The 23,535-nt window shown below is 53.5% G+C and carries 20 protein-coding genes; 12 read left to right on the top strand and 8 right to left on the bottom strand.

What is annotated here, in order from left to right:
• Positions 1 to 152 precede the first annotated feature (152 nt).
• The 4 genes from xylA to xylF form a co-directional block, all read right to left on the bottom strand.
• Positions 153 to 1,460, bottom strand: coding sequence for a xylose isomerase (gene xylA, locus ACR0MV_RS19450; protein WP_480703351.1), 1,308 nt, complete (start codon positions 1,458 to 1,460; stop codon positions 153 to 155).
• A gap of 9 nt (positions 1,461 to 1,469) precedes the next feature.
• Positions 1,470 to 2,273, bottom strand: a complete 804-nt coding sequence (locus ACR0MV_RS19445) for an ATP-binding cassette domain-containing protein (RefSeq protein WP_475201431.1) — start codon at positions 2,271 to 2,273, stop codon at positions 1,470 to 1,472.
• Complete coding sequence (locus ACR0MV_RS19440) at positions 2,273 to 3,571, bottom strand: sugar ABC transporter permease (RefSeq protein ID WP_480703349.1); 1,299 nt, start codon at positions 3,569 to 3,571, stop codon at positions 2,273 to 2,275. The genes ACR0MV_RS19445 and ACR0MV_RS19440 overlap by 1 nt, the downstream gene beginning before the upstream one ends.
• 63 nt (positions 3,572 to 3,634) lie before the next feature.
• A complete protein-coding gene (gene xylF, locus ACR0MV_RS19435) occupies positions 3,635 to 4,654 on the bottom strand; it encodes a D-xylose ABC transporter substrate-binding protein (RefSeq protein ID WP_480703348.1) in 1,020 nt (339 codons plus the stop codon).
• A gap of 151 nt (positions 4,655 to 4,805) precedes the next feature.
• On the opposite strand from xylF, the gene ACR0MV_RS19430 reads away from it, so the two are divergent.
• Both ACR0MV_RS19430 and ACR0MV_RS19425 read left to right on the top strand, forming a co-directional pair.
• Positions 4,806 to 6,023, top strand: coding sequence for an ROK family protein (locus ACR0MV_RS19430; RefSeq protein WP_480703346.1), 1,218 nt, complete (start codon positions 4,806 to 4,808; stop codon positions 6,021 to 6,023).
• Positions 6,013 to 7,524, top strand: a complete 1,512-nt coding sequence (locus tag ACR0MV_RS19425; protein WP_480703345.1) for a CRTAC1 family protein — start codon at positions 6,013 to 6,015, stop codon at positions 7,522 to 7,524. The genes ACR0MV_RS19430 and ACR0MV_RS19425 overlap by 11 nt, the downstream gene beginning before the upstream one ends.
• Here the strand turns inward: ACR0MV_RS19425 and ACR0MV_RS19420 are convergent, their stop codons facing one another.
• From ACR0MV_RS19420 to ACR0MV_RS19405, 4 genes are all read right to left on the bottom strand, one after another.
• Complete coding sequence (locus ACR0MV_RS19420; protein WP_480703343.1) at positions 7,525 to 8,826, bottom strand: cytochrome-c peroxidase; 1,302 nt, start codon at positions 8,824 to 8,826, stop codon at positions 7,525 to 7,527.
• Between the two features lies 1 nt (position 8,827).
• The gene (locus ACR0MV_RS19415) at positions 8,828 to 9,775 is read right to left on the bottom strand and encodes an aldose epimerase family protein (protein ID WP_480703342.1); all 948 of its coding nucleotides are present in this window, start codon (positions 9,773 to 9,775) and stop codon (positions 8,828 to 8,830) included.
• Complete coding sequence (gene xylB, locus ACR0MV_RS19410; protein WP_480703340.1) at positions 9,772 to 11,229, bottom strand: xylulokinase; 1,458 nt, start codon at positions 11,227 to 11,229, stop codon at positions 9,772 to 9,774. Before xylB ends, ACR0MV_RS19415 begins: the two co-directional genes overlap by 4 nt.
• A 231-nt stretch (positions 11,230 to 11,460) precedes the next feature.
• On the bottom strand, positions 11,461 to 12,240 hold the full coding sequence (locus ACR0MV_RS19405; protein WP_480703338.1) for an MOSC domain-containing protein: 780 nt from the start codon (positions 12,238 to 12,240) through the stop codon (positions 11,461 to 11,463).
• 387 nt (positions 12,241 to 12,627) lie between these two features.
• On the opposite strand from ACR0MV_RS19405, the gene ACR0MV_RS19400 reads away from it, so the two are divergent.
• The 10 genes from ACR0MV_RS19400 (at position 12,628) to ACR0MV_RS19355 (ending at position 23,115) form a co-directional block, all read left to right on the top strand.
• Positions 12,628 to 13,947 carry an ABC transporter substrate-binding protein gene (locus ACR0MV_RS19400; protein WP_171186543.1) on the top strand — a complete coding sequence of 440 codons (1,320 nt, stop codon included), beginning with the start codon at positions 12,628 to 12,630 and terminating at the stop codon, positions 13,945 to 13,947.
• A 78-nt stretch (positions 13,948 to 14,025) separates the two neighbouring features.
• Positions 14,026 to 14,973, top strand: a complete 948-nt coding sequence (locus tag ACR0MV_RS19395) for a carbohydrate ABC transporter permease (RefSeq protein ID WP_480703336.1) — start codon at positions 14,026 to 14,028, stop codon at positions 14,971 to 14,973.
• Positions 14,970 to 15,908, top strand: a complete 939-nt coding sequence (locus tag ACR0MV_RS19390; RefSeq protein WP_010442361.1) for a carbohydrate ABC transporter permease — start codon at positions 14,970 to 14,972, stop codon at positions 15,906 to 15,908. Before ACR0MV_RS19395 ends, ACR0MV_RS19390 begins: the two co-directional genes overlap by 4 nt.
• Positions 15,905 to 16,093, top strand: a complete 189-nt coding sequence (locus tag ACR0MV_RS19385) for a hypothetical protein (protein ID WP_010442360.1) — start codon at positions 15,905 to 15,907, stop codon at positions 16,091 to 16,093. Before ACR0MV_RS19390 ends, ACR0MV_RS19385 begins: the two co-directional genes overlap by 4 nt.
• 2 nt (positions 16,094 to 16,095) lie before the next feature.
• The gene (locus ACR0MV_RS19380; protein ID WP_480703335.1) at positions 16,096 to 17,193 is read left to right on the top strand and encodes an ABC transporter ATP-binding protein; all 1,098 of its coding nucleotides are present in this window, start codon (positions 16,096 to 16,098) and stop codon (positions 17,191 to 17,193) included.
• Positions 17,186 to 18,178, top strand: a complete 993-nt coding sequence (locus ACR0MV_RS19375) for an ABC transporter ATP-binding protein (RefSeq protein ID WP_480703333.1) — start codon at positions 17,186 to 17,188, stop codon at positions 18,176 to 18,178. The genes ACR0MV_RS19380 and ACR0MV_RS19375 overlap by 8 nt, the downstream gene beginning before the upstream one ends.
• A gap of 11 nt (positions 18,179 to 18,189) precedes the next feature.
• On the top strand, positions 18,190 to 19,812 hold the full coding sequence (locus tag ACR0MV_RS19370) for a dihydroxyacetone kinase subunit DhaK (protein ID WP_480703331.1): 1,623 nt from the start codon (positions 18,190 to 18,192) through the stop codon (positions 19,810 to 19,812).
• 7 nt (positions 19,813 to 19,819) lie between these two features.
• A complete protein-coding gene (locus ACR0MV_RS19365) occupies positions 19,820 to 20,878 on the top strand; it encodes a LacI family DNA-binding transcriptional regulator (RefSeq protein ID WP_480703330.1) in 1,059 nt (352 codons plus the stop codon).
• Between the two features lie 27 nt (positions 20,879 to 20,905).
• Positions 20,906 to 21,961: a sugar phosphate isomerase/epimerase family protein gene (locus tag ACR0MV_RS19360; protein ID WP_480703328.1), complete on the top strand. Its 1,056-nt coding sequence runs from the start codon at positions 20,906 to 20,908 to the stop codon at positions 21,959 to 21,961.
• Complete coding sequence (locus ACR0MV_RS19355) at positions 21,961 to 23,115, top strand: Gfo/Idh/MocA family protein (RefSeq protein ID WP_480703327.1); 1,155 nt, start codon at positions 21,961 to 21,963, stop codon at positions 23,113 to 23,115. Before ACR0MV_RS19360 ends, ACR0MV_RS19355 begins: the two co-directional genes overlap by 1 nt.
• The last annotated feature ends 420 nt before the right edge of the window (positions 23,116 to 23,535 follow it).

Raw genomic sequence — 23,535 nt, 5'->3', positions numbered from 1 at the left:
TGACCTAAAAAGAATTGCGGACGTTTGACCAGATCAAGGAACAGTTATGTCTTTATAGGCGGGTAATGAACAAAACCTCTCTTCGTGTCCTCAGCTCCAAGGGCGGCTTGGCGTGACTTTTGACAACAGTGGAAAACACCCAAGTTTGGCAGTTAAACAAATCTGTTCACATAATTCTCTAGTATTTCCTGGCGTCCAGATTGCGGCTCTGGGTTTATTCCTTCACCTAAAACGCGCGCGGAAATTTCATCCAGGCTACTGCCTAACATGGCCTCCGCTTTTGGAGACTTCCAACCGGAATACCGTTGCGAAAGCGCGTTCTCCAAACCTCCATCTTCAATCATAGCAGCCGCTGCTTTCAAACCACGTGCGCATATGTCCATTCCGCCGATATGGGCCGCCACCAGGTCGACAGCGTCAATCGATTGCCGGCGAATTTTGGCGTCGAAATTTGTGCCGCCGGTGGTAAAACCACCAGCTTTCAGGATGTAATAGTAAGCTAGGGCAACTTCCGGTGTGTTGTTCGGGAACTGGTCAGTATCCCATCCGGATTGGTAGTCGTTGCGATTCATATCAATCGAACCCAGCATCCCCTCAGAAGCCGCAACCGCAATATCATGTTCAAAGCTATGCCCGGCAAGGATCGCGTGGCCCTGCTCGAGATTCAGCTTCACTTCTTTCTCCAAACCGTACTTCCTAAGAAATCCGATACAAGTAGCTGCATCATAGTCGTATTGGTGCTTAGAAGGCTCCTGAGGTTTTGGCTCCACAAGAATAGTACCTTTGAACCCGATCTTGTGTTTGTACTCTACGACCATGTTTAGAAAACGGCCCATGTGGTCCAATTCAGTTTTCAGGTCCGTGTTCAGAAGGGTTTCGTAGCCCTCACGACCACCCCACAGAACATAGTTTTCACCGCCTAGTTTGTGAGTTGCATCCATACAGGATTTCACTGTCGCTGCAGCGAACGCAAAAACGTCGGGATCAGGATTGGTACTGGCGCCAGACATCCAGCGACGATGACTGAACATATTGGCCGTACCCCAAAGCAGTTTGGTGCCAGACACTTGCATCTTTTCACCGATATAGTCGGTGATTTCTTCCAATGTGCGCAGGTTATCGGCAAAATTTCCCTGTTCAGGCCGGATATCAGCGTCGTGCCAGCAAAAGAATGGCTGCCCCAAAAGCTCAAACAATTCGAATGCAATATCTGCCTTCTGGCGGGCCCGGCCCATATCGTCCTGAGGATACCATGGGCGTTCGAACGTAGGTCCACCAAAGGGGTCTCCGCCCTCCCACGCGAATGAATGCCACCAGGCCACAGCAAACCGCAGATGGTCCTCCATACGCTTGCCCATGATGATTTCATCCGGGTCGTAGTGACGAAAGGCCAACGGATTCTTGCTATCCACGCCTTCAAACCGGATCTTTTCGATCCCTTCAAAAAATCCACTTGGCATTTCTGCCCCCTACTCTGTTTTTTGTGCTGGCTGCTTGCCGAGAATGATCATCGACAAAAGATCGTCATCAGTTACGTCTGCGATATCGACCGTCCCAACCAGTTTTCCGTTCTTCATGACCGAGGCGCGGTCGCACAGTTCCATGACGGCATGCACGTCGTGATCGATCAGAAATATCCCGATGCCTTGCGCCTTTAGCTGGTGGATCAGATCCGCCACCATCTGAGTTTCATGCGGCCCGAGCGCTGCTGTCGGTTCATCCATGATCAGAATACGTGCGTTGAAGTAGACAGCCCGAGCGATCGCCACTGATTGTCTTTGCCCGCCCGACAAGGCGGAGACCGGGTCATTGAACTTCTGAAAGTTCGGGTTGAGCTGAGCCATGATCTTTCGGCACTCGGCCTCCATGGCTGCGTCGTTGACCAAACCAAAAGGGGTCGTCATCTCGCGCCCCAGGAACAGGTTCGATGTCGCGTCCAGATTGTCGGCCAAGGCTAGCGTCTGATATATCGTTTCGATGTTATTCGCCCGGGCGTCACGGGGATTGCCAATCTCGACTGGCTTGCCATCAATCAGGATCTCACCGTGATCCATCTGATAGGCGCCGGACAGAACCTTAATCAGAGTGGACTTCCCGGCCCCATTATGGCCAAGCAGGCCAACGACTTCACCCGGGTAGAGATCGACCGACACATGGTCGACGGCCTTAATCCCGCCGAAGGAAATCGAAATATCGCGCATCTCGACCAATGGCGGCGCGCCCGAACCGCGTCCGGAGTTGGGAGGTGCTTTTTGCGTGTCTTGAGCTTGCATCACTTAGCCCCCAATCGCTTGCGGTAGACGATGTCGATATAGACGGCCAACACGAGAACGCTGCCGACGACGATGTTCTGAAACGGTGCGTCCACGCCAACCATTGCCATGCCCGATTGCAGCGCCTGCATGATCAATGCACCAAGGATCGCACCATAGATGGTACCGATGCCGCCGGACAATGCGGTTCCTCCGATCACTGCAGCGGCTATGACCCGAAGTTCGTCGAGCGTACCAATGTCGTTCGAGTGGTTTGCCAAGCGGGCCGATGCGACCACCGCGGAAACGGCGCACAAGAAACCCATCAAAGCAAAGATTTTAACGGTCAGTAGCCGAGTGTTGATACCCGAAAGCTCTGCCGCATCCGGGTTGCCGCCGGTGGCAAAGATGTATCGGCCAAACCGTGTTTTTCGCGCCACAATTGTCAGTGTGACGGCCACGATGATTAGGATGAGTACAGAAATAGGTATGCCGTATCCGACGACCAGCCCTTCTGGCATAGTCTCGCCGCGCGCTTCGAACATACGTTGCAGCCGGCGCGTCGGAATGGCGTAGCTATTTACGATGTAAACGTACCCAAGGATAGCAATTGCAATTATCCCGGCCAGAGTGGCCTCGGCCCAAACAGGTTTTACCGGGAAACCATGTGACGCTTTTGCGCGGCGACCACTCCACAAAGCCCAGATCGCGATTGCGGTAGCAAACAAGCCGAACAGCCAGCTTGTCGTTGTTCCCAATGTTCCGTTGGTCCCACCAAACATCAGGAATGTACTATCCAGAGGACCAATCGTCTGGCCGCTAGTCAGATACCACGCTACGTTTCTCCAAACCAGAAAGCCGCCAAGTGTTACGATGAAGGCTGGTATCGTCAGGTATCCGACCATCCAGCCATGAAATGCTCCGATCAGCGTGCCGACAAACAGCCCAACGACAATGGTAATCGCCCAGGTTGCCGGATTGTTCAAACCCAACCCAAGCACCTGCGGCAATAGCTCGGTCTGCGTCATCGCCATAACGGCTGAGGTTGTTGCCAGCAGTGCCCCAACTGACAGGTCGATGTGCCGCGTGACGATGATGAACACCATCCCGCAGGCCATAATTGCGACCGAGACCGTCTGGATAGACAGGTTGAACAGGTTGCGAGGGGTCAAGAACCGCCCTTCCGTAACGATATTGAATCCAATGCACAGGATGACAAACGCGCCGATCATTCCCAAAAGCCGCATATCCAGTTCCAATTGTTGGAACAGGCTGGGCTTCGCTTTTTCAGGTATCGGCTGAGACGAAGTTTCGGTCATTTCCGATCTTTCATATTCAGCATTTGCCCCAGGCCCATACTTAAAGGCCCAGGGCTGAGTGGTTTAGTTACAAGGGGCAGGTCCGCTTTCAACGCCCTGACACAAATCCTCCAACGGGATCCATCCGGCATCAACAACCACGGACAAGTTGTCCTTAGTGATTGGAACAGGCGCTAGGAAAACCGAGTTCATCTCGGTTCCACCCGGTGACGTCCAGCTCACTGCACCTTCGACATCAGCAGGGCTTGTCCCACCGCTCAAAGCAACTGCAATTTCGCCAGCGGCCTTTCCAAGTTCGCGAGCATCCTTCCAAACCGAAACCGTCTGCGTTCCCAGTGCGACACGGTTCAATGCTGCGTGATCGCCGTCCTGACCGGAAACCGGAATGCCTTCCATGCCCTGAGCGGTCAGCGCAGCAACAACACCGCCTGCAGTACCGTCATTCGACGCAACGACCGCATCCACGTTGTTCTCGTTCGCGGTCAGGATTTGTTCCATGTTCCGCTGCGCGTTCGCGGGCAACCAACCATCCGTATAAGCCTCACCAACGATTACGATGTCACCGCTGTCTACGGCTGCTCCGATGATCTCTTGCTGACCACCGCGCAGGAAATCTGCGTTTGGATCAGTAGGAGAGCCCTTGATCATCACGTAGTTGCCCTTGGGCATGGCTTCAAAAACAGCCCGGGCCTGCATTCTGCCGACTTCCACATTGTCAAAGGTCAGATAGAACGCACGGTCATCCTCAATCAGGCGATCATAGGCAATGACTGGAATACCTTCGTCCGCCGCAGCCTGAACAGCTGGTCCGATTGCCTGCGCGTCCTGGGCCAGAATGATAAGTGCGTCTACACCTTGGGCGATCAGGCTTTCAATGTCCGAAAGCTGCTTTGCAGAAGACGACTGCGCGTCTGCCGAAATGTACTCAGCGCCGCCTGCTTCAAGCGCCGATTTAATTGCCGCCTCATCCGTTTTCCAACGCTCTTCCTGAAAGTTCGACCAGCTTACGCCGACCACTGGCTCTGCGAATGCGGTCGAAGCCAACAAAGTGGCCACAGCCGAAAAGCTGAGAATTCTCTTCATGATTTCCTCCCATTTGCCGAGCCATCGCATTTCGATTCGCGGCTCTCGCACATCTGAATACCATATTTATTTCAGTCGGTAAAATATTTACTCTACAAGAGGTACCCAAATTCAAATAGATTGGGCCAACAGCAAGATTCGCGAGGACAAGATGCTGAAAAGCAAAGCCTCTCCGGTTTCTTTGGAACAAAGAAATGCAACCCGCCTGCGGGTATTGGAGCACATCAGAGCCAAGGGGGCCGTCTCGCGGATCGATATTGCATCCGCCTTGCAAACCAGCCCTGCGACTGTCACCGCCGCCACGGCTGATCTCATCTCGGCCGGGCTGGTCAAAGAGACTGAAAGCCAAGCACAGTCAACGTCGGGGAAGAGAGGCAGACCCAGAGTATTGCTGCAATTGGACGGTCAGATGCATCTTGTGGCCGGCCTCAAGGTGGCTCGGCAAGTAATCTCAGTTATCTTGGTCGACTTTGAAGGTAACGAACTCGCATCCCATAAATATGCTCTGGATAAAGCCAGAATGTCGCCGCAAGAATGTGTATCGGCGATCCGCGAAGCTCTTGAAGAAACCTGCAGTCAGATCGATCGTTCTGTCGCTCATTTGGCAGGTGTTTCTATCGGGGTCGCTGGACTGGTCGATGCAAACAAAAATTTTGTCCACTGGTCTTCTTCGATTACTGAGAGAAACATTGATTTTAGCCACTTACTTTCAAATGCGCTCCCTTGCCCCGCATTTGTTGACAACGACGCCAATCTTGTCGCCAAGGCCGAACAGCTTTTTGGCTTAGGCAAGGGCCTAAAGAATTTCCTCGTCGTTACGATCGAACACGGTGTTGGCCTTGGTATCGTATTGGACGGTAAACTATACCGTGGAGAACGAGGCTGCGGCGCTGAGTTTGGGCACACCAAAGTTCAACTTGACGGGGCTTTGTGCCAATGCGGTCAACGCGGTTGTCTTGAAGCCTATGTGGGCGACTATGCTTTGATCCGCGAGATGACAGTCACCGGCCATACCAACGACATGAAATCCGTTTCCGACATACATGACCGCGCCAACTCAGGCGACGACAGAGCATCATCGGTGCTTGCCCGCGCAGGTCAGATGTTTGGCCTCGGGATTTCCAACCTGATCAACTTGTATGACCCAGAGTGCATTATCGTCTCGGGGACACAAATGAGCTTTGAACATTTGTGCTCCAGCGAAGTAAAGACCCGCATTCGGAATGGCGTTGTGAATGTCGATGCACCTTTGCCCCAGATCAAAGTTCATCACTGGGGCGACATGATGTGGGCCAAAGGGGCAGCAGCCTATGGAATTGAGCAAGTCTCGATTCTCAAGGTCAAGGAGCTGACGTCGAATGCGTCTTGATTTTGCACTAATTGCGGCTTTGGCCACAGTTACGAATGCGGGCGCTGATGCTCCTGAATTCAAAAAAGTGGATGTGCCAAAACACGTCTATGATGGCGGGTGGGAGCATTTTGTCGGCGGTGGTGTGGCCGTTTTCGATTGCAATAGGGACTCGCTGCCAGAGCTCTTTTTGGCCGGCGGTTCCAACCGGTCTCAACTATTCATCAATACCTCGAAGGAACAGATATCATTTCAGGCTGAGACGCCTGAAGTTATTTCTGTGACCGGTGTTACCGGCGCCTACCCTCTCGACGTTGATAGCGACGGCGTAATGGATCTGGCGATTTTGCGTGTTGGCCCAGACCTGCTTCTTCGGGGCCATCCCGACTGCCAATTCAGCCCTTTCACTGAACTCGGGTTTCAGTCCGAGGATCACTGGACCACAGGTTTCTCGGCAACATGGGAAAGCGGGCAAACTTTACCGACCTTGGCGTTTGGCACCTATGTTGATCGGTTTGATGCCGAAGGTCCTTTTGGATCCTGCGGACCAACCCTTTTGTACCGCCCAGAAGGCGACTTTTATCCCGAGCCACTGCATCTTGAGCCCAGCTACTGCTCGCTTTCTATTCTGTTTTCGGACTGGGCCCGAACTGGCCGCGCTGATCTTCGCGTCAGTAACGACCGTCACTACTATGTTCGCGGCGGTCACGAGCAGTTATGGGCAATGGAGCCTGAGCCTCGGCAATACTCAGAAGACGAAAACTGGCTTCCATTTTCGATCTGGGGAATGGGGATCGCCTCTCGGGACCTTACAGGAGACGGTTTTCCCGAAGTTTATCTGACCTCGATGGGTGATCAGAAACTTCAGGTATTTGACCCAGCAACAAACGGCCCGACCTGGCGCGATGCAACATACGAAAAGGGCACGACCGCTCATAGACCGCATATCGGTGGAGACGGAAGGCCATCCACCGGGTGGCACGCACAGTTTGGCGACGTCAACAACGACGGCCGGGACGATATATTCGTGGCCAAGGGAAACGTAGAACAGATGCCCGATGCGGCTCTGAACGACCCCAATAACTTACTGCTACAGAACTCCGACGGTCAGTTTGTTGAAGCTGCAGCAGATGCCGGTGCTGCCTCGATGGCTAAGTCTCGTGGCGCAGCGCTTGCCGACCTGAACAACGATGGGAAGCTGGATCTGGTGGTCGTCAACCGAGGTTCTGAGCTCGAAATCAGCCAAAACACTTCTCAGGGTGGCGACTGGCTATTGCTGGATGTCACTCAGGATCAATCCAATCACGCAGCAATTGGTGGATTTATTGAAGTCAAAACCTCGCTGGGTGTTCAAACTCGCGAGCTAACAATCGGCGGCGGTCACGCTGGTGGTATCGCTGGGTTTCAGCATTTTGGGCTTGGGAGTGAGGACCAGGTGCAGGTTCGTATGATCTGGCCGGATGGATCGAAAGGCGATTGGTTGGAATATCAGCCCAACCAAATCATACGTCTTCACCGCTGATTACTTTTCAACCGGTAGCCCGCTTGGAACCTGGTCGGGCACACCTAGCCGCTCTGCCGGGTCTTCAAGGCTGGCCAGAAATCTGAGAAGAGCGTCGATTTCCTGGTCCGTTAGGTTAACATTCGACAAGCTGTTGCTTTGGGCAATCGCCTCCACGTGCTGATTGTCCGACATTGCCCTTTGATCTTTGGAGCCCGGGATGTCCGGCAATGCCGCCAACTCGATCGAGTAGTTTTTTAACGACGAAACCGCGTCCAGATGATGCCGCACGATGTCCTCAAGTTCGGTAAAAGCTCCGTTGTGTCCGTACGGAGCTGTCAGTGTCACGTTGCGCAAAGATGGCGTGCGGAAAGCAAACGCGTCGTCGGGATCACCGGTCACGCGAAGACGCCCGTCGTCCCTGACATGGTTTTCAAATCGCGCCGCCTTTCCCGGGCCGATCTGCGGCAGTGCGATCGAATGAAACTTGTGATCGGTCTGGAACCAGCCCGAGTGGCAATTGCTGCATCCGGCTTTTCCATAGAACAGGCCCATACCAATCTCGGCCTCTTCTGACAGCTCAGCCTCACCTCGCATTGCGCGATCAAACGGGCTGTTATCCGCACGCCACTCGAATGCGATAAAATCCGCGATTACATTGGCAATTGCCGTGAACGAAATTTCATCATCCGGCGCTAAGTCCTCAAACCTCTGCTCATACTCTGGAATGGCCGCAACACGTTCTGCAATCAGATCCCACGCACCGCCTTGCTGTGTCAGAAATCCGAGGCGAACCGCTTTGCTCACGTCATTCTCAGAATAGTGACCCGCCATTTCGTCTGGCGACAAAACCGGGAACATGGCCTGTGCGGCCAGCGCTGAATTGAAACCAGACCGCATATGGGTACCCAACGGGGTTCTGATACCATCAGGTTGCGTTGGGTCTGCCTCTAGTCGCCCATCATGGAAAAACGTCGTGAACTCAGTGGCTCCTAGGTTCCAAAGCCCTGGTGAGTTTCGAGGAATACGTTGTTCCGGGGTATTCTCTGGGTCCAATGTCCGCTCGGGACCAAGCCCAATTCCTCCTTCCCCTATGCCAAGGGATACACCGTCTGACGTGCCAAGCTTGGGATGATGGCAGGTCGCGCAGCTGATATTCTTGTTGCCGGACAATATTGGATCGTAGAACAGCAACCGCCCCAATTCGACACTTGCAAAGTCCGGTTCGAGGAACTCCGGCGAAGGACCAAGCGATTGGGCACGCGCACTACCCACCGCTGAGATTGTTGAGCCTATTATCAAGAATAGCGAAACTGCTCTCATGTCATTCCTCAGAAACTTCTAGAATAAGTTCCTGCCGATACGGGTTCTCCGGAGTATAGATTATTGAGTGAAACGACGAGATATTCGGTGCGTTGGGATAACCCGATGGCTCGATACACACACCACGCGAAGCGCCCCGCGGTTTTGTCAGCCCATAGCCCGAATAAACCTGTGCTCCGGGCTGGTCAGAGTAGACTGTCAACGCAAGGCCAGAGGGTGAAGTGAGTTCCGCCACCGGAGCCTTGGCGCCTCGATCATGATCAAAGCAGAAATAGTGATCAATCCCATCAGGCACACTTCCAATCGTATTGGGCGTTGAAAAATCCAACCCTTTTTCGTTGGTCGCAAGCACTCTGCCCGACGGAATACCCTGATCGTCGATTTCCAGATACCAATTTGAAGCGAGTGTCAGCTTATGCTCGTCTACCCCTTCTGCAGCACCCAAAGTGTAGTAGTTGTGCTGTGTAATGCTTATCGGCGTCGGCCGGTCAGGCTTTGCAGTTATTGAATAGACCAAGCGTGAGCCCTGTAGGCGGATCCTGACTTCGAACCCGATATTCCCCGGAAAGCCTCCCTCTCCGTCGTGAGAAACGTAGCTCAGCAAAACCTCGTTCTGTGCAATCTGTTCGAGTTCCCAAAACTGTTTAGACAGCCCATCGTCGCCGCCATGCAGGGTGTTTTTGCCCTCATTGGCGTTCAGTTCAAAACTGGCACCATCCAATTCAAACGTCGCGCCGCTGATACGGTTGGCAACGCGCCCAACAATTGCGCCTAGATAACGCGTATCGGTGAGATACGCAGTTGGATCGTCAAACCCAAGGATGAGCGGCACGTCCTTGTACCACCAACCCTGCGTGATAGCTCCATAGTTCAGGACCGAAACACGCATATTCCCATCGGTAAGAATGGCGGTTTCGATCCCGGAGGCTTTACCCGTTTCTGGTTTCATCTCACTGCCAGCGGCGCAAGCGCCTGATAGAATTTCCTATATCTCCGGTATTCGTTTTCGTAGGCGTCAATCAGATCGCCTCGTGGTTCAATGCGTTCCTGAATTTCCGGCGGCGTCATGACTTGCGCCGGTTCAGCGCCGTTGACAGCACATATCGCGAGGCGCGCAGCGCCCAAAGCGGCACCGAATTCGCTGCCTTTTGGCAATTCCAGTGGAACTTGCAAAACAGTAGCTAAGGTTTCCAGCCAGAACCGAGATCGTGCACCTCCCCCGACTGCCATAAGGCTATTTGGCTGGGTTCCGGTGCTCTTCAGTGCTTCCAGGCAATCTCTCATTCCAAAAGAAACACCCTCCATTACAGACTGGGTCAACTCAGCGGGCTCCGACGAGATGTCCACGCCCAAAAACGCGCCTCGAATATGGCTATTGTTATGTGGCGTACGTTCTCCTGACAGATATGGCAGGAAGGTGATCGCTGCAGGTCCGTTCAGTCTTTCAGGCATAGCTAAAGCGAGTCTTTCCACGGGTTCGCCCAGATTGCGAGCAAGCCAGTTCATGCTGTTCGTTGCTGAAAGCATGACACCCATTTGTATCCACCGATCAGGAACCGCGTGACAAAAACAGTGCACGGCTGTTTCCGGATCAGGAGCATAGGCTTCCCGCGCCACGAGCAACACACCGGACGTACCAAGAGAGACAAACCCAGTGCCGTCGTTGATGCTCCCTATACCGCAGGCAGCGGCAGCATTGTCGCCGGCACCACCAGCCACGAGAACCGGATTCGAAAGCCCCCACTCACGCCTCAAACGGGCCTTCAACTCTCCACCCGGATCACTGCCCTCAACCAAGCGCGGCATCTGCTCGACACGCATGTGACCTATGGCTAGTGCCTTTTCTGACCACTGCCGAGTGTCAACGTCCAGCCAGGATGTTCCTGCGCTGTCAGACATGTCCGAAACATATTCGCCAGTCAACCAAAACCGCAAATAATCTTTCGGCAGCAATACCTTGCACACCTTTGAGAATACATCCGGCTCATTCGCACGCACCCACTCCAGCTTCGGCGCAGTAAACCCCGGGAATACGATGTTTCCCGATATTGCGCGCATCTCTGGTGTTTGATCTAGTGTCGATGCTTCGTCGGCTGACCGAGTATCGTTCCAAAGAATACAGGGCCTCAATATTTCGCCATCATGATCCAGCAGTGTAGCACCGTGCATGTGTCCGCTTAGGCCAATACCTCGCAATTTTGAGAATGCTTGCTGGTTACCAATGCGAAGCTTCCCAACAACCTCTTCGCAAGCGTTGATCCAATCCAAAGGATCCTGCTCAGACCAGCCAGGCTTGGGCGTCGAAGTGGATACGCTGACTTCGGCATCACCGACAACGTGTCCTGTGTCATCTACCAGAATCCCGCGGAGACCTGACGTTCCCAAATCTAAGCCCAGATACATTGAGCACCACCCGCCTAAATATTTTAATGATTAAAATTATTTGAAACAGGGATCTTGTCAAGGCTCTGTCAAAGGAGTGCGCTCCAATCGTATCTGTATCAGAAAGCACGAACGCGACGTCCTTCGATACCCCGGATAGCCAAAAGAAAGACAGAGCAAGAGTTGAGTTTAATCGTCTGACCGAACATGGCTCAAACCTCTCAGAAAAGCCACTTTGGCGGGAGGCAAGATTTAGGCGAGTATTTCCCCAGCTTGACCGACCAGTAGCGTGCCACCATTGACCACTTCGACATAGACGCCCATATCCATATGGCCCATCAATTTCCGAATAAGGTAGGGTATTTTCAAGTCGCGCTCGGCCGTTTTCGGGTTCACTTCAGTTGCTGCACACCTTTTCGTACGTGAGAGTATCTTCAACTCGACATCGCCAAATCTTAAAACTGATCCAACTGCATCCAGCTCAGCAAACGAAGGTAATCCGTCTATCTCAATATTCGCTCGGAAGCGCGCCGGGTGGATTTCTGCGTTCAGTTGTTCGCCCAACTTTCTCACAGAGGCCAGATTTAAAACGGATATAGCGTTCATCATTTGCGACGTTACGACAGATACATCTGTAAACCTATGAGGAGCAGAGGAGACAAACTTTGGCGGCTCTGGATCTTTTAAATCGATCTCTGAAGAAAGGAACTCTGCTGCCTTCTCCCGATCTTCAGACTCTCGCATATCAAAGCGTCGTATCTTTCCGTTCGCATTGATCTCAAGTGCTTGGGACTCAGTTTCAAATTCGGTCTGAATGCCTGCCAGTGCAGCCTCGTTCAACAAAACGACAAAACGATCTTTCGGCAGTGGCATTGGGTTCTGCATGTCGAAACCGGAGTTGTAGCGAGCAAATCCGAACAGGCGATCGCCCGGAATGCCATCTCCTGCTCGCAGCGTCACAGTGCGCATAGGCTCGGAACTCAAGCCTTTTATAGGGTAGCGGTTCAATCGGACGATGGAGAGATTGCTCATACGTCTGCACCTGACCAAGAAGTGTTATGCACGGTCCCGAATTGTCCGCGCTGTTTGACGCTATCTCGAATTCTCAAAGGTATCGACCAAATAATATTTTAGCGCTTCAGAAGCGGGCTCGCTGAACCTGGCGGCCGCATGACGGCTGCGCCCATTTAAGTCGATATGACCGCTCAATACCTCGCTGCCGAAAATACATGCACATCAAGTTCAATGAACAATTTCTCTAAGAATCAATAACTAAGAGACAAAATTGGCGATGTCTTTTGGGTTCTTGAGGTACGAACCTCAAAAATATCTGGACTTGAGGTGCGTACCTCAAATAGCCTTGGATGTAGGCCGCGAATCGCACATCCTCGATTGACGGCGCAAAAAAGGGAGGAATGGATGACTTACACAAAACTGGCCTCGGCCAGCGCAATAGTCCTTGCCGCTACTACTCTTTCTACCAAGGCAAATGCCGAAGATCTGACGCTCTGTTGGGCTGCATGGGACCCGGCCAATGCGCTCGTTGAGCTATCAAAAGAATTCGAAGCAGAATCCGGCCACACCATGAACTTTGAATTTGTTCCTTGGCCAAATTTCGCGGACCGCATGCTGAACGAGCTGAACTCTGGGGGTAAGCTCTGCGACCTGCTGATTGGTGACAGCCAATGGATCGGCGGTGGCGCCGAAAACGGCCACTATGTCCAGCTGAACGACTTCTTCGATGCTGAAGGCATCAGCATGGACGATTTCGCTCCGGCCACGGTATATGCTTATTCGACTTGGCCTAAGGGCACACCAAATTACTACGCGCTGCCTGCGATGGGCGATGCAAACGGCTGGTTCTATCGCAAGGACTGGTTCGAAAACCCCGAAATCCAAGCTGCATACAAAGAGGCGACTGGTCAGGACCTACGTGAACCTCAGTCTCAGAAAGAGTTGTTGCAGATCGCGCAGTTCTTCCAAGGTCGTGAGATCGACGGCAAGACCGTCTATGGCGCAGCAATCTTTACCGAGCGCGGCTCGGAAGGGATCACCATGGGTGTGACCGGAGCGCTGTATCCTTGGGGTTTCAAATACGAAAACACCCCAGGTTCCTATGACATGGAAGGCGCCGTAAACTCACCCGAAGCGGTTGAGGCGCTGGAATTCTACAAAGAGTTCTACAAGACGGCGACGCCTCCGGGATATACCAACTCTTACATGGGTGAGAGCTTGGACGCCTTTAAGTCCGGTCAGGTCGCCATGGCGATGAACTGGTTTGCGTTCTTCCCAGGTCTCTATGCCGACCCCAATACCGGCGGTGACAAAATCGACTTCTTCGTGAACCCACCACAAAATCAGGCAGGTTCGACACTGGGCGGACAAGGTATTTCTGTCGTCAGCTACTCTGACAAACAGGACGCCGCACTTGAGTACATCAAATGGTTCGCACAGCCAGAAGTGCAGGCCAAATGGTGGGAACTTGGAGGCTATTCGGCGCATAACTCGGTGCTGGAAGACCCTGGTTTCGTAGACAGCCAACCGTTTGCCGGTGACTTCCTGGAAGCAATGGCTGGAGTTCAGGATTTCTGGCAAGAGCCTGCCTATGCGGAACTGCTGTTGGCAATGCAGAAGCGCATCCACGACTACGTGGTTGCCGACCAAGGCACAGCTCAAGAAGCGCTTGATCTTCTGATCGAAGACTGGACGGAAGTCTTTGAAGACGAAGGCAAGCTGTAGTCCGGACACAGGCAGGAGCGGGTGCAAACCCGCTCCACCTTCACCCGTGAGTCCGAAACCAAAAGAACTGGCAAAGAGATGTCTGACAGGACCGTAGATCGCGTTGCGCAGGCAACGCCCGAGCGAGTTGCGCGAAAAATCCGAGGGTTATCCGACCGCGCGATCGCCTGGATATTCATCTCCCCAACGATTTTTCTATTGCTGGCGATTAACATCTTTCCGTTGATTTGGACCATCCAACTGAGCTTTACCAACTACAAAGCGAACCGGATCGGGCGTGAAGTCAAAGATGTCGGTCTCAGGAATTACGAGCGTATCCTGATGGACTCGGACACCTGGCTAAATATGCAGGCGACGGCGCATTTCCTGTTCTGGACGATCTTTTTCCAGGTCCTAATCGGGTTTACTCTGGCGTGGTTGATCAACAAGAAATTCAAGGGCAACGACCTTTGGACCACGATTATCGTGCTGCCAATGATGCTGTCTCCGGCGGTTGTCGGGAACTTCTGGAAGTTCCTGTATCAACCTCAAATCGGACTGTTTAACTACATCGTGTCCTGGTTTACCGGCAAGGACCCGTCGAGCTTTGAAATGCTGGGATCCGTGACGTTGGCTCCGTGGGCGATCGTGATTGTCGACACCTGGATGTGGACCCCCTTCGTGATGCTGATCTGTCTGGCCGGTCTGCGCAGCATTCCCGATTACATCTACGAGGCGGCTGAAATCGACAGGGCCAGCAAGCTGCGACAGTTCTTTACGATTACCATCCCGATGGTGCTGCCCTTCCTGATGCTGGCCGTGCTGTTTCGAGGCATAGAGAACTTCAAGATGTTCGACCTTGTTGTTCAGCTCACCGGTGGAGGCCCCGGTTCTGTAACGGAACTCACTTCGATCAACCTGAAACGCGAAGCCTTTGAGAAATGGCGTACGGGCTATGCGTCAGCCTATGCGATCATCCTTTTCGTCACCGTGTTCGGCCTCGCGTCGATCTACGTCAAAGCCCTGAACAAGGTGAAACAGAGATGAGCAGTTTTTCCGTCACCGAACCTTCGAACCGGTCCAAGTGGATCGCAGGCTTCCTGGTAATTACTTATGCGCTGATCACGATGATCCCGCTGGTTTGGATCTTGCTGACTGGCTTCAAGTCCCCGGCCGATGCGATTAGTTACCCACCCAAAGTGGTCTTTGACCCAACACTTGAAGGCTACGTCAACCTCTTCACCACACGAACACGGCAAACGCAGGAATTTCTGGAAGCAAACCCACCGCAGAACTGGGCCGATGAGATCGTGCGCCAATACGACATGGTGATTGTCGGGCCATCCAAGTTCGGCGAGCGCTTTATGAATTCGGTGATCATCGGATTTGGCTCAACGTTCTTGAGTATCTTCCTTGGCACGCTGGCGGCCTATGCCTTCAGCAGGTTTAAAGTACCGCTTAAGGACGACCTACTATTTTTCATCCTCAGTACAAGGATGATGCCCCCGGTCGCCGTCGCCATCCCAATCTTCTTGATGTTCAGAAACCTTGGGCTCAGCGACACACATTTGGGAATGATCCTGCTGTATACGGGCGTGAATATTTCCTTGGCGGTTTGGTTGCTGAAGGGTTTCATCGACGAAATCCCAAGAGAGTACGAAGAGGCCGCCCTCATAGATGGCTACACGAGATTTCAGGCCTTCTACAAAGTGGTGCTGCCGCAAGCCGCAACCGGCATAGCCTCAACAGCTATCTTTTGCCTGATCTTCGCCTGGAATGAGTACGCGTTTGCCGTGCTGCTGACATCCGCGAATGCGCAGACTGCACCACCGTTCATCCCGACCATTATTGGTATTGGCGGCCTGGACTGGCCTGCTGTGGCGGCAGGTGCCACGATCTTCCTGATCCCCGTCATGATTTTCACCATCCTGATGCGCAAACATTTGCTGCGTGGGATCACATTCGGAGCCGTGCGCAAATGAGCGATTTTCTAACCGGATTGATGCGGCTCCGCCGCGGCCCGTGGGAGATGGTCGCAACCATCCTTATCGCACTGGGAGTCTTCATGCTGATGCAGCCCTTTGTCCTTTGGGCCTTCACCTATTCCTTCATCGTCACGCTGATCGGAACCGTCATGTTCATCATCGTCAGTCATTTTCCGGAGTAGAAATGGCCCAGATCGTAGTCAAAAACGTAAGAAAGATGTTTGGCGATTTCACGGCTGTCCGCGAAAGCTCGTTCACGATTGAGGACGGTGAGTTTTTCATGCTGCTGGGGCCATCCGGCTGCGGAAAGACGACGACGCTGCGGATGATCGCAGGATTGGAGCTACCAACATCGGGTGAAATCTACCTGGACGGCGAAGAGATCAGCCAGCGGCCACCGTCGGAGCGAGACATTGCCTTCGTGTTCCAGATGTTCGCTCTGTATCCCCACATGAACGTGCGCAAGAATATCAGCTACCCCCTGATATCGCAGGGTATGCCCCGCGCTGCTGTCAAAGCCAAAGTAGAGGAAGTCGCGGGAATTCTGGGGATCAACGACATCCTCGATAGCCCAGTAGGTGGGCTTTCGGGCGGCGATAGACAGCGCGTAGCGCTTGGACGCGCGATTGTTCGCGAACCCAAGGCATTCATGATGGACGAACCTCTTGGCGCCCTGGATGCCGAATTTCGCGAGCACATGGCCGAAGAACTGCGCGCACTTCATGATCGCATGGGCGCGACCACTGTTTACGTCACACATGATCAGTTGGAAGCCATGCAAATGGGCGACAAGATCGTGGTGATGAACAACGCTGTGATCGAGCAGTTTGGCACACCTCAGGAAATCTACGACAAACCAGCGACGATGTTCGTTGCGGATTTTATCGGGTCTCCTTCGATGAACTTCCTGCCGTTTGAGGGAAAGGTCGAACCTGGTTCGGAAATGGTTCTGCTGAATGGCCATGACGAAGCCGTGCCGAGGTTGATGGAAGGGGCGGAAGGTGACTTGGTTTTTGGCGTTCGCCCCGAGCATGTTTTTCTGTCGGATGGGAGCGAATACCGGGCCAGAGTCCTGGCAGCAGAATACCTGGGGACCACCCAAATCGTTACACTGCAAAGCCCGAACGGTGAACTGAAAGCGCGAATTGATGCACGCGAGGTCATCAGTCCCGGTGAGACCGTTGGATTGGAGTTCCGCTCACCTGCTGTAACCCTTTTTGAAAAATCCACCGGACGCGCGTTGAGGTCCGCTCTGAACGACGAGGTACTGAGCAATGGCTGAAGTCGTTTTGGAGAATATCTCGAAGTCATTTGGCAACGTCAAAGCGGTGGACGGTATTTCGATGACGATCCCCAACGGTGCCTTTGTGGTGTTGTTGGGTCCGACTGGCGCGGGAAAAACAACTACGCTGAGATTGATATCCGGGCTCGAGAAACTGGACTCAGGAACTGTGCACATTGCCGGGCGTGACGTTGGAATAGACACTCCCGCTCAGCGCGATGTAGCGATGGTCTTCCAGCAATACTCGCTGTACCCGCATATGACTGTACAAGAGAACCTGTCTTTTCCTCTGCGGTCGCCGATCCTGAAGACGCCAGAGGATGAGATCACTAGGAAGGTCAACGAAGTCGCGGACATCCTCCAGATCCCGCACAAGTTGGACAACAAAGCCACCGAACTGTCTGGCGGCGAAATGCAGCGCGTTTCAATTGGACGAGCGCTGGTGCGTGATCCCCAAATCTTCCTGATGGATGAACCGCTCAGTTCTTTGGACGCCAAGCTTCGTGCGGATTTGCGTGTCGAGTTGAAAAGGATTCAGGCCGATCTGGGGTCAACCTTGCTCTACGTGACCCATGATCAGGTCGAAGCCATGACAATGGCGACGCATATCGGCGTTTTGGAGAACGGCCGGTTGGTTCAGTACGGTACACCTCGGGACATTTATGAAAACCCGGGCAGTGTTTACGTAGCCAGCCGATTGGGTCTGCCGCGGATAAACATCCTGCCGTCGGGGTTGTTCGAAGGCGACCACAAAGGCCCGCAGATTGGCCTACGCCCGGAAAACATCATTGAAGGTGAAGGCAGTGAAGCGCGTGTCATACGTGCTGAGCATCTGGGGGATCAAACGCGGTTGCACCTGGACTTAAACGGTCACTCGGTTGTGACCTTGATTGATGTCCATCAGGATTATCCATCTGGAAAAACTATAAAAATCCGCCCCCACAACCCGTTGTATTTTGACGCGTCCGGCACGCGCGTGAATTAAGGAGCAAAAGCATGGCCCAGTTCCTCAACACAAAAGAAACTTTGGTGACAGAGGCGATAGACGGTCTTCTGGCGTCTTCCGGAGGGCAACTCACCCGGTTGGACGGTTACCCGCACATCAAGGTCGTCTACAGGTCAGATTGGGACAAGTCGAAAGTCGCCCTGGTTTCTGGCGGAGGGTCTGGTCACGAACCCGCCCATGCAGGTTTTGTTGGCGCCGGCATGCTGACAGCCGCGGTGTGCGGGGAAGTGTTTGCATCCCCGTCAGTCGAGGCGGTTCTGGCAGGCATTCTTGCGGTCGCGGGTGAGGCTGGGTGCCTGCTTATCGTCAAAAATTACACCGGTGATCGGTTGAACTTTGGACTGGCAGCTGAACGCGCCCGTGCATTAGGCCGCAAAGTAGAGATGGTCGTTGTTGATGATGACATCGCCCTGCCCGATCTTCCGCAACCACGTGGCGTAGCGGGCACGTTGTTCGTACACAAAATCGCCGGAGCGCTTGCTGAAAGTGGTGCTGACTTAGACACCGTTACCAAAGCAGCAAGAAGCACCATAGCCAAGGTCGTCAGCATCGGTATGAGCCTGGACACCTGTACTGTTCCGGGATCTCCGAAAGAAGACAGGATTGCACCCGGTAAAGCGGAGTTAGGCTTAGGCATCCACGGCGAGCCCGGTGTACAGCAAGTCGAGTTCTCAAATGCTGTATCGGCCATGTCTACAGTGGTGGAGAAGCTGAAGCAAAGGGTGGGCTCTGGGAATTGTGTGGCGTTGGTCAACAACTTAGGTTCTACAACTCCGCTAGAAATGGCTGTCCTCACGCACGCCTTGTCCGAGACTGGAATTGCCCACCATATCATCGGCCCAGCTCCAATGATGACATCGCTGGATATGCACGGGTTTTCTGTTTCTATTCTGCCTGTAGATCAGGACGATTTATCGGCTCTTACAGCTCCTGTTGATCTGGCGGCTTGGCCCGGCGTCAATTCCATCGACCCCATAAAAGTAGCGCCTTTACCCGACGGGTTGACACCTATCGATCCAATTCCTTCGAACAACCCCGCCACAAGGGAAACGATCACCCGATTGTCTGAACTGCTCATCAACGCTGAGAAGAACCTGAACGAGCTGGACGCGAAATCTGGGGATGGCGATACAGGAAGCACATTGGCGACTGCCGCACGAGCATTGCAAGGTAGCCTTGACCGCATGCCGCTTGCTGATCTGACGCAACTGTTTCCGGCATTAGGAAATGAGTTAAGCCAGACAATGGGTGGTTCTTCTGGCGTGATACTCGCAATTTTCTTCAACGCAGCTGGAGATGCCTGTGCGAGCGGGGCGTCGGTACCGAAATCTCTAGTCGAAGGTCTGAATCGCGTCAGCCAGGTTGGGGGTGCCAATGTCGGTGACAGGACAATGATTGACGCCCTGGCACCAGCACTTGCCGCACTACCATCTGGTCTGACACATGCAGCCGAGGCTGCCCGCGAAGGCGCGAACAACACTGCAAATATTCGTCGTGCGAAGGCGGGCCGCGCAGCCTATGTTCCCGAAGAAAACCTTGTTGGACATAACGATCCCGGCGCTGAGGCTGTTGCTTTGTTGTTTGAAGGCTTAGCGCGGGAGATTGAGGGCTGAAGAACACGTGGAAGACCAAAAACAAAGATTAGAATTGGTGAAAAAGCCAACCGTTAATGACATCGCGCGCGTTGCGGGTGTTAGCCTAGCGACTGTTGACCGGGTCTTGAACAGACGCCCCGGCGTGCGGGCGGTGACCGTACAGAAGGTACAAAAGGCGATTGATGAGCTGGGGTATGTGCGCGACACGGCCGCGGCCAACCTTGCACGAAACCGAGTTTACAACTTCCTCTTTGTTCTGCCGGACACGGACAACGAGTTTGTGGAGGCAATCAGCAGTCAGATCGCAGAACAATCCCGTGACCAATTTATCGAGCGGACTCGTATTGCGATAAAGAAAGTGGCTCCGTTTGAGCCGCAAGATATCGTCAACATTCTGGATGCCGTCGACAGTTTGGATGTTGACGGAGTCGCAGTTTTCGGACCCGAAACGCCTTCTGTCCGCGATGCTGTCAAAAGGCTCAGGGACAAAGGCGTTCCGGTGGTTGCGTTGGTGTCTGACTTGCCGAGTTCTGAGCGAGACCACTTTGTGGGAATCGATAACGTTTCGGCAGGACGAACCGCCGCTCAGCTGATGGGAAGATTTGTTCATCGCGACGGCAAGGTCTTGGTACTTACAGGATCCCGTTTGGCACGTGACCACCTAGAGCGTCGTCAAGGCTTTGATCTAGTTGTGGCTGAGGAATTCCCACACCTCGAAGTCGTAGCGTCTGTCGAGGGCCGGGATGACCCGGGTCTGATTTACAAGATGATGCCCGAGATCTTTGAAACCTACCCGGATCTGGTTGGAATTTATTCCTCCGCAGCAGGCAATGCAGGACTGATTCAATTTCTTTCCGAGAACAAACTCAGCAAAGATCTAGTGATCATAGCTCATGAGCTTACACCGCTCAGTCGTGAGGCGCTTACGCTGGGTACATTTGACGCCTTAATCTCGCAAGACACTGGGCACATTGTTCGTTCAGCCGTCCGTCTGCTGCGCGCAACTTCAGACAAAGTACCATTCAACAAAGCTCAGGAACGTATCCGTATCGACATCTATCTGAAAGAAAATTTACCGCCATAGAGGCTTAGGTTTTGGGGAGGAGATTTTATGAAAACGATCAAAGGGCCAGCTTTGTTTCTTGCGCAATTCGCGGGGGACGAAGCGCCGTTCAATTCGTGGGACGCGATGACTAAATGGGCAGCCGACTGTGGATACAAAGGCGTTCAGGTTCCCAGTTGGGATGGCCGGTTGTTTGACCTTGAACAGGCCGCGTCCAGCACCGGTTATTGCGATGACTTCAAAGGCAAAGCCAGGGAAAATGGTGTCGAAGTCACTGAGCTGTCGACACACCTTCAGGGCCAGCTTGTGGCCGTTCACCCGGCCTATGACAGCGCGTTTGATGGCTTCGCGGCCGAAAGCGTCAGAGGAAACCCGAAAGCCCGGCAAGAATGGGCAGTAGACCAGGTCAAAAAAGCGCTATCCGCTTCCAAAAATTTGGGCATTTCGGCACATGCGACATTCTCGGGCGCACTGGCATGGCCCTATGTCTATCCTTGGCCGCAGCGCCCTGCTGGCTTGATTGAAACGGCATTTGATGAACTCGCTCGCCGTTGGGTGCCAATTCTTGATCACGCCGAAGACTGCGGCGTTGATGTCTGCTACGAAATCCACCCCGGAGAAGACCTCCACGATGGGGTGACCTACGAAATGTTCCTCGAACGAACAGGCAATCACCCGCGGGCCTGTATGCTGTACGACCCGTCGCACTACGTGCTGCAATGCCTCGACTATCTGGACAATATCGACATCTACAAAGATCGGATCCGGATGTTTCATGTCAAAGATGCCGAGTTTAACCCAACCGGCCGACAGGGTGTTTATTCCGGGTATCAAAGCTGGGTCGATCGTGCCGGGCGCTTCCGGTCGCTTGGTGATGGCCAGGTGGATTTCGGGGCGGTCTTTTCAAAAATGGCGGCAAATGACTTTGATGGCTGGGCTGTGGTCGAATGGGAATGCTGCCTCAAACACCCCGAGGATGGAGCGCGTGAAGGCGCTCAGTTCGTGTCCGATCAAATCATCCGTGTGACCGAGAAAGCCTTTGATGATTTCGCTGATGGTGGCGCAGACGAAGCAGCCAATCGTAAAATGCTGGGGATAGAGTGATGGTCACAGGACGCAATGAAGAAACCTCTGGCCGCATTCGCCTTGGCATGGTTGGCGGCGGAAACGACGCATTCATAGGCGGCGTTCATCGCATAGCCGCGCGACTAGACGACAAGTTCGAATTGGTTGCCGGTGCTTTGTCCTCGACGCCCGAAAGATCCATTGAAAGCGGCAATGCATTGGGGCTCGAACGGGTCTATGAAGACTTCAAACAAATGGCGATACGCGAAGCCCGGCTGAAATCCGGGATCGAGGCGGTCTCAATCGTCACGCCAAATCACGTCCACTATGCAGCCGCGCGTGAGTTCCTGAAACGCGGCATTCATGTCATTTGTGACAAGCCACTCACCTCGACCCTTGCCGATGCAAAAAAGCTGGTTAAAGCGGCGGAAAGCGCAAATGCCCTATTCATTTTGACCCACAACTACACGGGTTATCCGATGGTTCGGCAGGCGCGTGAAATGGTTGCCAACGGCGATATCGGCAAGATCCGCGTGGTTCAGGTTGAGTACCCGCAGGACTGGCTGACCGAGCAGCAGGATTTCAAACAGGCTGAGTGGCGAACCGATCCCGAACGCTCGGGCGCGGGTGGATCAACCGGTGACATCGGGACCCACGCTTACAACCTTGTTTGTTTTGTAACCGGGCTGACAGCGGAATGCTTGGCGGCGGATTTGCAGGCCTTTGTGCCGGGGCGAAAAGTCGATGACAACGCGCACGTTTTGCTTCGATTCGAAGGTGGAGCGCGCGGCATGCTGTGGTCGTCTCAGGTGGCCCCCGGCAATGAAAACGCACTTCGTTTGCGCGTCTATGGTGAGAAAGGTGGGTTGGAATGGTCTCAGGAAGATCCCAATTACCTTTGGTTCGCGCCATACAATGAACCCAAGCGGCTGATCACCCGAAATGGAGCTGGAGTTGGCGATGCTGCCAATCGGTTGAGTAGAGTCCCTCCGGGCCATCCAGAGGGATATCTTGAAGGTTTCGCCAATATCTATGGAGAGGCCGCTGAGGCGATCCAAGCTTTCCGAAATGGGATTTCACCTGACGCGTCCGTTGTTTATCCAACGGTTCATGACGGGCTCAATGGTGTTAAATTTGTGGCCGCATGCGTGCAAAGCTCTTCAAGGAATGCGGCTTGGGTCAGCTTAAATTAAGATCCGGTTTTGGGCATAGGGTGAACATCTTGGAAGGCAGCGAGGATATCTGCCAAAAGCCGAAGCGCGTGCAACCTGCCGTAACTTCGAGACAATCTCTTCCGGCTTCGGTCGGCTGATTGCCATTCTTGGTCCTCCGTTACCTAAACATAGCGGTGCACCAGTTCAGATGGGGAGACTCACTTTTAGACAGAGCCGTGTCCTCGGCAATGCCTGGTGGCCGCACCACCCCTTTCGAATAGCGTTGCCTCGCCCCCTCCCGCGTTCGCCACGTGGCAGATTAGCAGGAACAGGCAGCTTCGCTGTCTGCCCTACAAATCAGCTCTGATTTTCCGAAAGGGAAGTAAGAACAAATCAATCTGCCTGCGGGAGCATAAAATGGGGGCGGTTTGTTAGTTGATGACGCAATGGTCAAATTCA

The sequence above is a fragment of the Ruegeria sp. BC3 genome, from assembly GCF_056539265.1.
This window is presented reverse-complemented; position numbering and strand designations above follow the sequence as displayed.

Bases quoted from the DNA above. Each gene is read 5' to 3' on its own strand.
- ACR0MV_RS19370 (WP_480703331.1), top strand. From the start codon at position 18,190: ATGGCCCAGTTCCTCAACACAAAAGAAACTTTGGTGACAGAGGCGATA.
- ACR0MV_RS19420 (WP_480703343.1), bottom strand. From the start codon at position 8,826: ATGAGAGCAGTTTCGCTATTCTTGATAATAGGCTCAACAATCTCAGCG.
- xylF (WP_480703348.1), bottom strand. From the start codon at position 4,654: ATGAAGAGAATTCTCAGCTTTTCGGCTGTGGCCACTTTGTTGGCTTCG.
- ACR0MV_RS19380 (WP_480703335.1), top strand. From the start codon at position 16,096: ATGGCCCAGATCGTAGTCAAAAACGTAAGAAAGATGTTTGGCGATTTC.
- ACR0MV_RS19360 (WP_480703328.1), top strand. From the start codon at position 20,906: ATGAAAACGATCAAAGGGCCAGCTTTGTTTCTTGCGCAATTCGCGGGG.
- ACR0MV_RS19405 (WP_480703338.1), bottom strand. From the start codon at position 12,240: ATGAGCAATCTCTCCATCGTCCGATTGAACCGCTACCCTATAAAAGGC.
- ACR0MV_RS19430 (WP_480703346.1), top strand. From the start codon at position 4,806: ATGCTGAAAAGCAAAGCCTCTCCGGTTTCTTTGGAACAAAGAAATGCA.
- ACR0MV_RS19390 (WP_010442361.1), top strand. From the start codon at position 14,970: ATGAGCAGTTTTTCCGTCACCGAACCTTCGAACCGGTCCAAGTGGATC.
- ACR0MV_RS19445 (WP_475201431.1), bottom strand. From the start codon at position 2,273: ATGCAAGCTCAAGACACGCAAAAAGCACCTCCCAACTCCGGACGCGGT.
- ACR0MV_RS19415 (WP_480703342.1), bottom strand. From the start codon at position 9,775: ATGAAACCAGAAACGGGTAAAGCCTCCGGGATCGAAACCGCCATTCTT.
- ACR0MV_RS19425 (WP_480703345.1), top strand. From the start codon at position 6,013: ATGCGTCTTGATTTTGCACTAATTGCGGCTTTGGCCACAGTTACGAAT.
- xylB (WP_480703340.1), bottom strand. From the start codon at position 11,229: ATGTATCTGGGCTTAGATTTGGGAACGTCAGGTCTCCGCGGGATTCTG.
- ACR0MV_RS19400 (WP_171186543.1), top strand. From the start codon at position 12,628: ATGACTTACACAAAACTGGCCTCGGCCAGCGCAATAGTCCTTGCCGCT.
- ACR0MV_RS19355 (WP_480703327.1), top strand. From the start codon at position 21,961: ATGGTCACAGGACGCAATGAAGAAACCTCTGGCCGCATTCGCCTTGGC.
- ACR0MV_RS19385 (WP_010442360.1), top strand. From the start codon at position 15,905: ATGAGCGATTTTCTAACCGGATTGATGCGGCTCCGCCGCGGCCCGTGG.
- ACR0MV_RS19440 (WP_480703349.1), bottom strand. From the start codon at position 3,571: ATGACCGAAACTTCGTCTCAGCCGATACCTGAAAAAGCGAAGCCCAGC.
- ACR0MV_RS19375 (WP_480703333.1), top strand. From the start codon at position 17,186: ATGGCTGAAGTCGTTTTGGAGAATATCTCGAAGTCATTTGGCAACGTC.
- xylA (WP_480703351.1), bottom strand. From the start codon at position 1,460: ATGCCAAGTGGATTTTTTGAAGGGATCGAAAAGATCCGGTTTGAAGGC.
- ACR0MV_RS19395 (WP_480703336.1), top strand. From the start codon at position 14,026: ATGTCTGACAGGACCGTAGATCGCGTTGCGCAGGCAACGCCCGAGCGA.